We start from the raw sequence: 14,871 nt of genomic DNA on the forward strand, positions 1-14,871 counted from the left end.
GGAAGAAGGAATAAAACTGTACTGAGTTTTTTTCAAAAATCAAATATGAGTCCTATATATTGCCTCATCTTGAATTTCAGCATTTTACAAGTTAATGCTGTGATTATTAAAACCAAAAAAATGTCTTCTAAAAAAATGAATTTGAATGTTAAATTTCCAAAAAATATTGTGTATTCTTATAATGGTTGTTTGAATCGTTACTCAGCTTGAAATTTAGTTATTTCATTCTGACCCATTTTCTAAAAATAGTAGTTATTTTTACTACATCTTTACGGAAAATTAAAACTTTAGAGCCAATTTGCAATGTGAATATTAAGTAATTAGCGAAAACCTAATTGATATAGACGTAGGGAACACATAGACATAGAGATTGATGTGTTAAAAAATTTTATATTAGTATAATTTTTTACCTATGACATAGAACATTGGTCAATACGGTTGGCAGAAGCCCACAACCTCAAGCCTAGATGGCATTTTAAGTTGGAGAACTTTAAGAACGCACTGCCTCGGCTCTATTATCAGTAATTGTATTCAATAAGTCTTGGGCAATGGAAAAGGGCGATCGCGTTTTGATTATTTGTCTGTAATCTGCCATTCATCAATGTTCCAGAAGACAGAACTTAAGCCAGAGTACTTGATATTTACGACGCGATCGCGTATTGCTTGCAAAGATATAGGATTTACTAAGAAAAATACGGGTAACTGTTCCGCAACTATTTGCTGAAATCGTCCATAAATCGCCTGACGCTTTTTCTCATCGAGTTCTTGGACACCTGCGTTGAACAGACTGTCAATCGCTTTCTCCCAATCAGAAACCACCCATCCCTGAATTGGCGGCGCACCTGGTTGCGGCCCTTGGTTGAATTGATGAAATGAGCCTCGACTAGACCAAAACAGTTTGAGAAGGTGAGGTTCCACGTCTGCGCCAGTAGCACCAAATGCACCAACGTAACAATCCCAATCGCGACGAGACAATAACCTTCGCAGCACAACATTAAAGCTAACTACCTGCAAATTCGCTTTGATTCCAATCTGGCTTAGGTCTTGTTGGATTTGGATAGCTGCATCTATTCTTGACTGATCCTCAGATTTTACCAGCATTTCAAATTCAACTCGCTTGCCATTGCGATCTAGTAGTTCTTTTTGGGAATTATACTGAAAACCTGCCGATAACAGCATTTCCCTAGCTTTATTGGGATTATAGTTGTAAACTTTTAACCCTGCTTGCGGAGATAAATAATAAGGACTTTGAACAGCAATTGGTGAATGTTGTACTTCACCCAATCCTCGATAGATGTTAGTTTTAATTCTGTTACGGTCAATGGCATAGGCGACTGCTTGTCTAAAAGCCAAGTTATTAAACCACTGAGATTTGATTGGGTCTACAAAAGGTTTTCCTTGGGCATTACGAGCTTGATTAAGATTAAAACCAATAAACGAAAATCCACTACTAGTCCCGCCGTTATAGATACTATATTTTCCGCGCTTTTCTTCTCGCTTCAACAGCCCAAAATTTGATGGTGTCACATTCAAGCTATCTAATTCCCCAGAACGAAATCTCAGTAATTGGTTATCCGTAGAGGAAATAATTTGCCAGATAATGCGTTCAATGTAAGGCTGAGAATTACCCTGAGCATCTTTGCGCCAATAGTAAGGGTTGCGTCGGAATGTAACTCGTTGTGCAGGAGTGTAGCTTTCAATCGTGTAAGAACCATTACAGATAATTTTTTGCGGATCTGTATTAGTTCCCCACATAGACAGAAATTGGGGATTGCCATTAGCGTCGTTGGAGAACACAGCAGAACGCAAAGCATGGGCTGGCAGAATTGCTAATCTTTCTGTATATCTCAAAAAAGGGGCAAAGGGTGCTGGTAAAGTGAACTCAACTCTTTGTTCATCGAGTTTTCGCACTGATGGGAAAGTACCCGTATCACCAATACGCAATAAATCTCTATATGTAGTGGGAATTTTTTTGTTGAGGTAAATATCCCGATAGCTAAAGATGACATCATCTGCTGTCAGCGGTTCGCCATCTGACCATTTTAGCCCTTTTCTCAGGGTAAAGATAATGCGCTTTTTATCTGGGAAAATAGACCAAGATTCTGCTAGTCCTGGCTTTAATTTACTAGTGATGCCATCTTCATCAAGTAATCCCTTGTAGATGAAGGGGAATACACTATAAGGCGAGTCATTAATAGCATAGTTAAAAGTAGCTGGTTCACTGAGAGATACTAAAACTAATTGAGATACTTCTTGAGCCGCTCTAGTTTGAAACTTCGTAGGTTGACAACCTACGATAATAAGAAAACAAGCCAGTACTAAAGTAAGTAACCGCTTCGGATGTCGAAGAATAGCAAATATCATCTCTGGGCAGATTGCATAATTTAACTCAGTAACAGGATGATTGGAAATTCCCTTAGGATATTTGTTATCGTCCTGAAACTAAGCTTAGTTTACATATATGTGGTATATCGAAAAAAGTTCATAATTTATCTGTTTTTGTCATATTTAATCAGAATAAAAGAATTCTGTAACCACAGATACACACGGATTAACATAGATGAATATCGGTATTTATTGGTGTTTACAGCCTTTCTCTAAAGAAATGTAAAGAGAGCGAAGTCGGATAATCGCTACAAATGAAAATTGATTGTGAAACAATAGACTAGTGATTTCAACAATGAAACGCGAAGCATATCGCAGTGTCTAATTTGCCAACAGCATTTGTTGATGTAATGGATAGGGGATTTGCTGGTTTAAAACTTATTCGATAATTATTGCAAAAAAAAATAAAGATTTTATTTTGCGATTTAGTTTGCACCCTTTTCAATGGTATTGTGTTCACTGTAACCAGATAAAATCCTTCTTAACTATTTCTTAATTTATGCAAAGATTCATTCGCCATAGTGATAAGTTTAGCGATCGCAATCTCATGCAAAGAGCTCGTCAATTACTGCTCACTCCCTTAGCTATTACCTTAGGCAGCTTCGCTATTCAATCTGCTCCAGTCCAAGCAAGTACGCTTACTTTTGAACCAACGACTTATAATCTATATAATCTATTGGATAGTTCGTTGGATTATGGTCAGTTCTACCCAGGAGTAATTACCACCTATCCGAATAATGGTCCTCAAGAATATCTAAAAATTCTGATTAATCCCCTAATCGATCAAGGTACTCCTAGCCGAACTTTAGATGCACCTTATGGGCTAACAGACTTCTTTGGTTCGGTTTACTTGTACGATGTTTTTGTTCCCGATCCTAATAATCCTGGTAAGTATATTTACGAGTCTTCAACAGGTAATACAGATCCCCAAGCTTTTCCTTACCTCAAGGAAAACTATCCAGAACTACCACCTGGATATTTAACTCTAAAAGGAAGTAATGGTAATAAATTGTTTGGTAGCGAAGTAGCTAATATTACACAGAGGACGGAGAATGGTGTAATATACATAACAAATAAAGGAACTATTAATATTACTGGAGGGGAAGGACTATTTGCAGGGGCGACTGGTACGCTTAGTTATTTGGAAAATGGTATCAGTGGTCTTCCTTATTTAGGTAATATCACAATACAAGGAACTATTAATACCCGTGATGTACCTGAACCTAGTACTATAGCTGGTGTACTTCTGAGCGGAGTTGGTTTGGTTAGTTTTAAAATAAGTAGAAGAAAGAAGGGACTGACGAAAAAAAATAACGGGCTTCCTGCAAGCAGCTAAGCTGTAGAACAAGCTTACTGAGAGCGAGTTTCCAGCCGTGGAAGAGAAATACAAATTGACGGAACGCGGAATTTGCCCTTAGTCACAGCCTCGCTAGTTCTACGCCTTCAAGTCGGTAGAGCCGACGACACTTGCTTCAACGCGACGGCACTTCCTACCATTCTTCTGCAAAGACGCTACGCGTAGCTTGCTTAACCGTAGGCGAACCAGTCGGCAAAGCCGCCCAACGGAGTGCCTTGGGAACCAGCGCAACGCAGTGTCTCCCCAACGAACAGGCTCCCTTTTTTCTGCTGTCTTCACCGATCAACTATCGATGATGGCAGCAGTTGGGTTTTCTGCTTTATTAACTTGTTCACGAACCTGATGTCGCAGTTGCGTATAGATTATTTACCACACTCCCAAACGCTGCCAGTGCCGAAAATAGTTGTAAACTGTTTGCCACGGTGGTAAGTCATGGGGTAGCCCACGCCAAGTACATCCCTGTCGTAATACATTGAGATAAGATGCACAACTTTTACATCGCGCATCTCATCTCAATGTTGTCATAATTGGTTTGATGTTAAAGCTTCTCGCAGAACCTCAGAAGCTGGCTTCATAATCGTTTACAAATAGCTTTTTACCTGTGGTTATTTTTGATGAGGATTTACGCAGTCTCAAACCAAAGTTGCGAGGAGTTCTAGTACAACACCATTAGTCCAGCCGAAGCCGATTTCGTTGGAACTGTATCCAAAGCAGATTTCGTCAGAAACGTTGGCAGAACAGCGTTCTACATCGTATTTTTCGACCAAGATGCCGCGACGCTCAAATTCCTTAATTACCATAGCTAGGAAGTTGCGAGCAATGCGATCGCCTTCTTGATGATAGCCATAACGGTGAAGTCCTTGAACTGCAATCAAGGTTAGCGGTGCCCAACCAAAGGGAGCATCCCACTGGTTACCTGTAACGCGGGTACTGGTAAATATTCCGCCTGGTGCTTCAAACAAAGAGAGATTTTCGGCAACGCTTTTGGCTTGTGCTTCGGAGGCGATTCCCATCCACAAGGGATAGAAGGTGGTAGCAAATTCGTAATAGCGACGTTTTCCAGTTTGGAAATGATAGTCAAGATATAACCCTTGCTTCTCATCCCAGAGATACTGATCGATGCGATCGCGGCGACTATCTGCGCGATCGCGCCATTGCTGCGCTAGTTGTTCGTTTCCTAAAATATCGTTAATCTGCGCCAAATCTTGTTCCATTTGATAAAGCAAACTGTTGAGGCACACAGGCGCATAGTGGATAATATCGATACTAAAAGGGCCAAACCGATTGCTGATATCAAAGCCAGACTCGCGCATCGTGCGATCGCCTTTGTAAAAGAGATTGCTTAGTTCATCATTTTCCCTGTCGTAGTAAAGACTGACATCATAGTCCTCAATCTCAAACCTTTGATAGTATTCCTTGACCCGTTCATAGTGGTTTTTCCCCTCCTCATCTCGTTCGGAGAACAAGACTTCTGGCGCAGGGCCTTCACCCAAGGCATAATAGCGCGATAAACCAGTTGCAGGATTGAGATGGGGCGGTACTACCCAGTAATAGTAAAATTGCTCTAAAAGCGGTACAGATGACCTCAGCCACTCTTCATCCTGGGTATGCTGGAACATTGCCAAAACCATTAGGCTAAGAACTGGCGGTTGCGATCGCGACAGCATATAAGTACGGTTGGAATTGAGGATAGTACCGTAATGCTGCACTTGGTAAAGTAGCTGATCGACTTGACTTAGGGCTAAATCCCATTCCCCATCCCGTAACAAACCTAGCAAAATAAAGTAGCTATCCCAGCCATACATTTCGTTGAAGCGTCCACCAGGAACAACGTAAGACCCTGGTAGGTAGAGCAATCCATGCTCTGTTATTGCTTCGACTTCGGGGGGTAGAGTGCGAATTTCGATTTGTCGCATATCTTCTTTAGACAGCGATCGCTCTAACACAGACTGAATGTTAGGATTATCTTCTCTGGGCGAAATGTAAATAATCCAGGGAGTACCTGGTTTGTGCTCCAACTTGGTATCTTTGATAGATTGCAATAAATGTGCGTGCGATCGCGTTAATGTTTTCCAGGTTTTTTTGATGTAGGTTCGCACGGCGTCAATTTGCGTGCTAGTGAAGAGAGATTGAGTGGAAGATTGAGTAGTCATAACATCTTTTCAAAATTCAAAATTAATTGAAACCACAGATGAACACCGATGCACACAGATAATTCATCGGTGTTTATCTGTGTTTATCTGTGATTTAATTTTTCTAAAATCAACTTTCGCAACAGGTTTAATGGCTAATCACTCACCAACAAAGCAACTGGAAAGTGGGCTAGGGCTGCGCCAATCGATAATGTTCCTGTAGCTTCTAAAGTTTGCTGAGTTAGAAGGTTTTTCCAGGTGGAGGAAGTTCCTTTGGGTAATTGTAGGCGGGTATCTTGCCACACCGATTCACCTAGAGGATATTCTCCAGGTTGGATTAGGCGAGTGAGAAAGCGAGGGGCGATCGCGATCGCTGTTTGATTTTCCTGCTGTCTGGCAAAGGCGATGATGCGATCGGCGTGGGTTCCGTGAATTTCTAATGGCAGATATTCACCGTCTTGGAATAATTCGAGATAGTCTATTCTGGCTTTGAGGGCTTGTACTGTTAAAAATAGTTTGATTCTGCCATCGGTTTTGTGGGTGAGTAATTCTTGAATTAAGCCGAGAATGTCGGTCTTAATCTGCTCTTTTATTGCACTAAAATAAGTGCGTCGCTGCTCAAAATCTACAGGGCGGCGGTTATCTGGATCGACTAAGCTGAGTTCCCAAAGTTCGGTTCCTTGGTAAAAGTCGGGTACGCCAGGGGCGGCAATTTTTAATAGAGTTTGAGAAAGGGAGTTGAAAATTCCATAATCTGCAATTCGCTGTTGAAAAACGCGAAAATCTGCAAGAAATTCCTTTGAAATGGAAGGGTCTAGCACTTTCTCCACAAAAGAAGTACAAGCCTCTTCATACTCGCTATCAGGACGTAACCATGCTGTATGCACTTTCGCTTCCCGAATGGATTTAATGATGTATTCCTTCACCCGTTCCACAAAAGATGATTGTTCGTGTTCCGCGAAAGGAAAAGCCCCAACTAGGGTTTGATAAAGAAAATATTCATCGTTGCGATCGGGCATTGCCGAACCATTGCGATCGCTTTTATGCCCTTGATTCATGCTACTCCAGGTATTAACCTGTTGCTCCCACTCATCTGGAATTTCTGACAACACATTCAACCTGGCGCGTACATCTTCACCGCGCTTGGTGTCGTGGGTGGCTGTGGTGTTCATTGTATGAGGCCAGTTGACTTGGTGCTTTTGGTTAAAGGTATGGAAGTCGGTTAGGGAGATACCAAAGTGGCTAGGATTTCCGCCGACTTCATTCAGCGACAGAAAACGGTTGTAAGCATATAACGTGGTATCTTCTACGCCTTTCGCCATCAAGGGGCCTGTATATTGCTGCATCCGCAGAACAAAATATAGCCATTGTTCGCGTTCTGTTTGCGTGAGGGAATCATCAAACTCTAGCAGCATCAGCTTTTCAATAAAGTCCATCTCGTGCTGCAATAGTGGTGCTTGTTCCTTGGCTTGGCGGATTACTTCCTCAATGTAGACGCGATCGCTATCATGGATGCCATCAGGTGTAATGTAGGTGCGGTAAATAGGGAATAGGGTAAGAACTTCCGCGATCGCTCGTTTTAATCCATTAACTGTAAAGTCATTACCATAGCGATATTTGCTGGAAATATTCTTCAAAAGAGTAGCTAGATTATCAACATCACCTGCCAAATTCTTTTCGAGAATAAGGTGCTTATTAGCCTTGACTAGAGATGCATAATCTACTTTTGAACTAATAAAGCTATGGTAAATTTTATCGAAATACCATTCATTTTCTGCTTGACAGAATATACCATTTATATAATTTAAAAAGTCATATCCAGATGTACCTTCAATTCTCCAATTTTCTGGTAAATCTTCTGTAGTCTCCAAGATTTTTTCCACTGTGATGTAAACATCACCCATCTTTTCTTGGAGTCGTTCTAAATATTGCGTGGGGTTATAAAGTCCATCAATATGGTCAATTCGTAAGCCAGTAAATTTGCCTTCTTCTACTAGCTTTTGAATTAAGCTATGAGTGTTATTAAAAACTCTTAGTTCTTCAACTTTCACTGAAATCAGTTCGTTGACAGTAAAAAAGCGGCGGTAGTTCATTTCCTCCGCCCCGACTTTCCAAAAAGCAAGACGATAAAATTGGTCTTTGAGTATATCATCTAGTAGGTTAAAGCTATCTGAATTACCTACTTCTCCATTAAAAGTTTTGAGGTTTTCATCAATGAACTCGCGGATATCATCGTTGCTGGTGTAAAGTTCCCAAACCAGACCTTTGATAAAAGCTATTTGGTCTTGTCGCTGTTTACCAGCCACTTCTGAAGGCACATTTTTGAGGATGTAGAGAATCCCCAAGAGTTTGATGAAATCGGGATGGTTGCGTCCTAATGTGCGGGTGAGTTTGCCCAAATTATAGGTGAGGAATTTGGTGTAGGACTCTAACCGCAAAGGCAATTTTAGGCTGTAATAATTGACAGTTAAACCGTTTTGCTCATATTGCAGTTGGATATCTCCTTTTTCTAGAGAAACACCATAAAAGTCTCCTAGTAGGGGAGCGAGAATTCGCTGTTCGCGATCGCCAAAGGGAGCATTCCAACACAAATCGAAGTAGTCTGTATAGCTAGAATCTGGACCGTGTTCTAATACGTCCATTAAGTAGGCGTTTTCGCTACTATAAGCCATGTGATTGGGCACGATGTCTTGCAACCAGCCCATACCAAGGGATTGAAGTTCGCTAACTAAAGCTTCAAAGGACTCAGTGCTACCCAATTCAGGATTTAATTGGGTAGCATCTACGACATCGTAGCCATGTGTACTTCCGGATCTTGCCTTGAAGATGGGGGAGGCGTATAAATCAGAAATGCCTAAATCTGCTAGATAAGATGCGATCGCTTTTGCGTTTTCAAAGCCAAATTGAGATGTAAATTGAATTCGATAAGTAGCCTTGGGAATTCGCATAGGATTGTTGTTTTGACTGGGAAATGAAGGGAATTTTTTTACGAACCGCAGAGACGCAGAGGACGCAGAGAAGAGTGTATTACATATTACAGCCTTCTTCCTTCTGCCTCCTACCTTCTGCCTTAAGGCTCTAATTCATACAGCACGAGACTTGTAGGTTGCAGTTGCAATTCTTGTCCTACAGACATCTCTTCTGGTGCTTGTGAACCAGGCCCAGCCCAAGAAGTATCGGCGGAGTCTAATCGTTTGTACGCATGACGCTGAATTGGCAGAGTCACTGTAACTGGAGATTGATTGAAATTCAACGCAAATATCACTTCACTCGATTCATTCCAACGACGCACTATGACTAATTGTTTATCTTCGTCGCTAGTTGCTTGAATGCAGTTGCGGTCTTGCTTCAATAGTGCGGGATGTGCTTTGCGCCAATCAATTAACTGGCGATACCAATCTAGTAATACTTTGTGCTGGCCTTGGTTGCGTAATTGCCAGTTGAGTTTACAACGCAAAAAGGTTTCTGCTGATTCTGGATCTGGTGGATCTTCGTCATAGTGAAAGGCTTCAAATTCTTGTCGGCGTCCGGCTCGTACTGCTTGAATTAAATCAGGGTCGGAGTGACTGACAAAGTACATGAAGGGCGCGGTTTCACCGTATTCTTCACCCATGAACAACAAAGGTAAGTTCGGTGACAATAAGACAGCGCCAGCAGCTAACTTCAATCCTTCAAAGGAGATCCGCTGCCAAAGGCGTTCGCCTTTCATTTGGTTGCCGATTTGGTCGTGATTTTGGATGCAGACGGAAAATTGTGATGGCGGGCGATCGCGGCAAGATATACCATGAAATCGTTTGCGATGAGGCGCGTATTTCCAATCGTAGACAAAGGTATCTTCATAAGCTTTGGCTAGTTGGGCGCATTGTCCGTAGTCTTGATAATATCCTTGGCGATCGCCTGTTAACAATGCGTGCAGTGCATGGTGAAAGTCATCACTCCATTGAGCATCAAGTCCGTAGCCACCCAGTTCCGGCGGACGAACGATTTGGGGATTATTTAGGTCACTTTCGGCAATTAAGTAGCGTTTGCGTCCCCCATCTTGAGAAAAGCTATGCACTGCTTCTGCTAATTCCCATAAAAAATGTTTGGCACCTAAATCGTAGATTGCCTGAATCGCATCCAGCCGCAATGCATCAATATGGAAATCTCCCAACCAATACAGCGCATTCTGAATGAAATAGTGACGCACACCCTGAGTATGGGCATCGTCAAAATTCATTGCATTGCCCCAAGGCGTCTTATAGGTTTTAGTAAAGTAAGGTGCAAACTGACCCATGTAGTTACCTTCTGGGCCAAAGTGGTTATAGACCACATCTAGCACTACAGCAATACCGTGCTGGTGGCAAGCATTCACTAACTGCTTCAAATCGGCTGGTGTGCCATAGGAATTTTGCACAGCAAACGGGTAAACGCCATCATAACCCCAGTTGCGGTATGCCAGAGAAGGTTCAATATGGGTGTCGCCGGGGAACTGGGCGATGGGCATAATTTCAATAGCATTAATCCCCAGTTCTTTTAAATCTGCTAGGCGGGGAATTATAGCGGTGAAGGTGCCTTCGGGTGTAAATGTGCCAACGTGAAGTTCATAGAAAATCATCGATTCCAAAGGAACGCCAGTCCACTCGTCATCTGTCCACTCAAACTGATGATCGATAACTTGCGACGGCCCGTGAACTCCTTCAGGTTGATACTGCGATACTGGATCGGCAAAGGCGTTTTCTCCATCCAGGACATAGCGATAAAGTGTGCCTGGATAGACATCATTTACTTTCGTCTGCCAATAACCCTCTGCCTGGGGTTTTAGCGGAATCACTTGCTGTTGTGGCGTCAAAATTTGCACCGCGACACTATTTAGTGTTGGCGACCAGACTGTAAATTCACACTCTCCGTTACCCAAGTAATGAGCACCCGTTCTCACGCAGTATCCTCCCGTTAGATAATGTGTGCCGAATTGTGGCATGATCATCAACGCGAACCCGAAGGGGGTAGCCGCACGACATCGCGCCAGATAGCATCATGTAGGGTTTAGCAAACAATTTTCTAGTATCGGCAGGCGGATTTTTTTAACAGTAAACGTCTGTCTATTAACCCAAGGGAAGATTAGGTGAAAAAACTCTGTCAATTTTGTTAGTATCCTCTTTATTTTGGCGAAGGTATTGTTGATTGTGAAAAAATTTATTTTCCAAATAGCAGCGTGCAATTTGTTACTAAGTTTGTTGATGGTGCAGCACAGCAGTGGAAATACCTTCAGTAGCATACAAGCTGTTATGGAAACTAACGCCAAAGTAGAAAAGTTGGCTGGTGGTTTAAAATTTACAGAAGGGCCAGTTTGGCATCCCAGAGGCTTTTTACTCTTCAGTGATATCCCCGCTGATACTATCTATAAGTTGACAACTGACGGTAAAGTTTCCGTATTTCGTCGTCCTGCTGGCAATCCCAACGGTAATACTTTTGATACACAAGGGCGGTTAATTACCGCTGAACATAACCGCCGTCTTGTACGCACAGAAAAAAATGGTCAAATAAAAGTTTTGGCGGAACGCTATCAGGGCAAACTTCTCAACAGCCCGAACGATGTTGTAGTTAAGTCAGATGGGAGCATTTATTTTACTGACCCACCCTACGGCATCAGCAAGGAAAAGGAAGAACTTGGCTTTTATGGCATCTATCGCTGGCAACCGAATGGAACTCTGAGTTTGCTCAATAAACAAATGCTACGTCCCAATGGAATCGCATTTTCAACTGATGAGAAAAAACTCTATGTTAGTGACTCTGAACAAGGATATATCCGCATTTTCGACGTTAAATCAGATGGCACTTTAACTAACAGCAGGGTTTTTGCGGAGTTGAAAGAACCCAAGGACAAAGGCGTACCCGATGGCTTGAAGATAGATATTAAAGGCAATATCTACTGTAGCGGGCCCGAAGGAGTCTGGATTTTTTCTCCAACAGGTCAACTACTAGGCAAAATTTTTATGCCAGAGGTCGTCACAAATTTGGCTTGGGGCAATAAAGACTACAAAACTCTTTACATAACCGCAGGTCAGGGTGTTTATCGCATCCACTTAAAAGTTGCGGGGAAGCAACCAGGAAGGATATAAGCGGTTCGATCAATTAAGCTTTGTGGCAATTTTTGCGTAAGTCCTGAGGAAAAAGGATGATCTAGTAGTATGTGAGAACAGCATCAACCTCAAGGCGATCGCACGACTCCTTACTTCCGACTTTCTATCCCTTGGCAAATCTGGCGATCGCGTTCACTAAGGTCAGTATTATACTGCAAATAGTTGTGTAACCACTGACAACCGCGTGTCAACAGTTGATCTAAATCTGCATTCTCAAAGGGCATGAATTTGATAATGCCACCTTCACCTGCGATCGCAATTTGATGACCGTTAGGATTAAAAGCTACATTCCAAACTTCACCTTGATAATCTCTAATTTTAGCGATTTGCTGCCCGGAGATAGTCCACAAGCGGACAGTACCATCCTCTCCCGCAGTCGCAATTTGTTGACCATCAAGGCTGAACCGAGCATCAAAAACTTGCCCCTCGTGCCCTCTCAGCAAAGCTAGCTGTTGTCCTGCAAGATTCCATACCCGGGCAGTACCATCTTTCCCAGCGGTAACAATGAACTGACCGTCTGGGCTAAAGGTCGCTTTAAAGACAATATCCTGATGCCCTTTGAATTCTGCAAGTTGCTTTCCAGAGAGATTCCAAAGATGAAATGTACCGCGATCGCCAGTGGTAACGATTGTTTTACCATCAGGACTGAACTTGACACTCCAAATTTGACCGTCATTCGTCTTAAAACTCCCAGTTTGTTGCCCTGAAGTCCACAAACGAATCATGCCATTTTCTCCAGATGTGACAATGCTTCTACCATTCGGGCTAAAGCTGGCGCGATAAATTCCTTGCCCATGACCTCCAAATTCAGCAATCTGCTGTCCCTTCAGGTTCCACAACCGGGCAGGTTCATCTCCGGCAGTGAGAATTTTTGTCCCATCTGGGCTGAAGCTCAAACTCCAAACCGATTTTTGATGTCCCTTAAACTCGGCTATTTGTTGCCCTGTCAGATTCCACAGGCGAACCACTCCATCAACTCCAGCCGCAGCGATCTTGGTTCCATCTGGGCTAAAATTCAAGCTCCAAATCCACCCTTGGCTGGCTTTAAATTCAGTAATCTGGCGCTTTGAAATGTTCCATAATCGAGCAGTACCATCGCCGCCAGCGGTAATCAGTTGTTGAGCATCTGGGCTAAAACTGACGCTGTTAATCCAGAGTGTCGCTTTAAACTGAGCCAACTGATGCCCTGCGAGATCCCACACACGGATGGTGCTATCTCTTCCAGACGTAGCAATCCGCGTTCCATCAGGACTAAAACTCACCCCTAAGACTGCGCCTAAATGCCCTTTGAATTCAGCAAGGGTTTTACCCGCCAAATTCCACAACCTTGCTGTGCCATCATCGGCAGCCGTAACAATGGTTTTGCCATCAGGGCTAAAACTGACTTCACTGACGCTACTTTGATGTCCTTTAAATTCGGCGATTTGCTGTCCTGTCAGGCTCCATAGTCGCGCCGTGCGATCGCCTCCAACTGTCACTAGTTGCCGCCCATTTGGGCTAAACCGGACATAGGCAACCTGTCCCTGATGAGCTTTAAATTCAACGAGTTGTTGTCCTGTCAAGCTCCACAACCGAGCGGTGCCATCAACGCTGGCTGTAGCAAGTCGTTGACCATCAGGGCTAAAACTCACACTCCAGATTAATCCCTGGTGTCCTTTGAATTCAGCCAATTGTTGTCCTGAAAGATTCCATAATCGAGCAGTGCGATCGCTACCAGCAGTCGCAATTGTTTTACCATCTGGGCTAAAGGTGGCATCCAAGACTTGTCCCCAATGCCCTTTAAACTCAGCCAATTGTTGTCCTGTGGCAGTCCATAGCTTTACAGTCCCGCGATCGTCAACCGTGACAATTTTGCTACCATCGGGGTTAAACCGGGCGCTGGAAACGTTGCTCTGATCTGCTCGAATGCGATTCTGTTCTTGGATGTTTTCCAGCAGCGTTCTCAGGGCAAACAGCGGGCTGGTGGTGGGATATTGGGCGATGGGACGGCCATCTCTTACCAATGTTTGCAACGCTTTACCACTCTGTACTGCTGCCAAGAGCGCACCTAACTGATCTGAGTTAAATTGCTGCAAGGCAGTTGCTCCTTCCCGTTCTAGCTGCGTTGCAGTTTTCGCTTCTTGCAGTTCTTGCAGCGCCCGAATGGTCATTGCACTGACGATAGCCGCCGCACATATTGCCACACCCAGCACTGCTGACCCAACCTGCACCATCCGCTTTGACTTTTGTCCTGCCTGAATCAACCTTTGGTAAGCATCTTCAGCTTCGCGGCTTTTACTGATGTAGTTGACTTGCTGTTCGGTGGGTTTTGGTTCTTTGCTAGCTCCCCGCTGTAACCATTGTTCTGCTTCTTGCAAATCGCTACCGCGCAACAAAAAGCTATCGTTGCGTGCTTTTTCTTCCCACTCTCGAGCATGTACAAGCAGGCGCGTGTGAGCATATACATAGTCCAAATCAGTGTTAATCGCCTTCAGCAAAGACTGAAAGGCATGATCAAAATTATCTTGCTCTCGAAAAAAAACCCAGTTGTGCCTTGCCACCGCTTCATGCAGCTGCTCGATCTCAAAACCTTCTCGCCACAAAATGGGTATTAAACGCTTGCTAGTTTTAACGCTATGCTCAACCTCTTGGCGGCACACCTTAGAGGCAACTGAGTCCGGGCTGATAATAAAAATAAAAGTATGTGCCCCTGCGATGCCGCGCTGGATCTCATGCCACCAGTCTGCGGTGAGGGGAATATCCTGCCAGTCAACCCATGCATCACAATTCGCTCCTTCCAATGCAGCATGGAGTTTCTCCACAAATACCCTATCTTTACGTGAGTAGGAGATAAAAATATCAGCCATGATGCGCTTTTTGGTATGACTTCAATTAC

General features: G+C 43.3%; 9 protein-coding genes and 1 pseudogene. 4 read left to right on the forward strand and 6 right to left on the reverse strand.

All coding sequences use genetic code 11. The features are described 5' to 3' along the window. On the forward strand, positions 1-210 hold a 210-nt coding region (locus tag BV372_RS37045), incomplete at its 5' end, for a hypothetical protein (protein WP_218776692.1). Positions 211-573: 363 nt separating this feature from the next. Here BV372_RS37045 and BV372_RS07700 read toward each other — a convergent pair. Further along, a complete protein-coding gene (locus BV372_RS07700; RefSeq protein ID WP_086685515.1) occupies positions 574-2,364 on the reverse strand; it encodes an ABC transporter substrate-binding protein in 1,791 nt (596 codons plus the stop codon). Between the two features lie 520 nt (positions 2,365-2,884). Between BV372_RS07700 and BV372_RS07705 the strand changes: the two genes are divergently transcribed. Together BV372_RS07705 and BV372_RS35095 are read left to right on the forward strand one after the other, a co-directional pair. Beyond that, complete coding sequence (locus BV372_RS07705; RefSeq protein ID WP_086685518.1) at positions 2,885-3,721, forward strand: PEP-CTERM sorting domain-containing protein; 837 nt, start codon at positions 2,885-2,887, stop codon at positions 3,719-3,721. Positions 3,722-3,852: 131 nt separating this feature from the next. Next, positions 3,853-4,038 carry a hypothetical protein gene (locus BV372_RS35095; RefSeq protein WP_143845018.1) on the forward strand — a complete coding sequence of 62 codons (186 nt, stop codon included), beginning with the start codon at positions 3,853-3,855 and terminating at the stop codon, positions 4,036-4,038. A 70-nt stretch (positions 4,039-4,108) separates the two neighbouring features. Here the strand turns inward: BV372_RS35095 and BV372_RS38320 are convergent. From BV372_RS38320 to treZ, 4 genes and pseudogenes are all read right to left on the reverse strand, one after another. Beyond that, positions 4,109-4,207: pseudogene (locus BV372_RS38320) on the reverse strand (transposase); the annotation flags it as partial. Positions 4,208-4,374: 167 nt separating this feature from the next. Continuing rightward, positions 4,375-5,895 carry a trehalase family glycosidase gene (locus BV372_RS07715; protein WP_086685520.1) on the reverse strand — a complete coding sequence of 507 codons (1,521 nt, stop codon included), beginning with the start codon at positions 5,893-5,895 and terminating at the stop codon, positions 4,375-4,377. 134 nt (positions 5,896-6,029) lie between these two features. Continuing rightward, positions 6,030-8,822 (reverse strand): malto-oligosyltrehalose synthase, encoded by a 2,793-nt coding sequence (treY, locus tag BV372_RS07720; protein ID WP_086685522.1) that lies wholly within the window; start codon positions 8,820-8,822, stop codon positions 6,030-6,032. A 122-nt stretch (positions 8,823-8,944) separates the two neighbouring features. Then, positions 8,945-10,792: a malto-oligosyltrehalose trehalohydrolase gene (treZ, locus tag BV372_RS07725; RefSeq protein ID WP_086685524.1), complete on the reverse strand. Its 1,848-nt coding sequence runs from the start codon at positions 10,790-10,792 to the stop codon at positions 8,945-8,947. A 247-nt stretch (positions 10,793-11,039) separates the two neighbouring features. Here treZ and BV372_RS07730 point away from each other — a divergent pair, with 247 nt between their 5' ends. Beyond that, positions 11,040-11,975, forward strand: coding sequence for an SMP-30/gluconolactonase/LRE family protein (locus BV372_RS07730; protein ID WP_256973112.1), 936 nt, complete (start codon positions 11,040-11,042; stop codon positions 11,973-11,975). A 110-nt stretch (positions 11,976-12,085) separates the two neighbouring features. Here the strand turns inward: BV372_RS07730 and BV372_RS07735 are convergent, their stop codons facing one another. Continuing rightward, positions 12,086-14,842, reverse strand: coding sequence for a toll/interleukin-1 receptor domain-containing protein (locus BV372_RS07735; protein WP_086685528.1), 2,757 nt, complete (start codon positions 14,840-14,842; stop codon positions 12,086-12,088). Between the last annotated feature and the right edge of the window lie 29 nt (positions 14,843-14,871).

The organism is Nostoc sp. T09 (assembly GCF_002154695.1).
In the GTDB taxonomy this organism is placed as follows: domain Bacteria; phylum Cyanobacteriota; class Cyanobacteriia; order Cyanobacteriales; family Nostocaceae; genus Aulosira.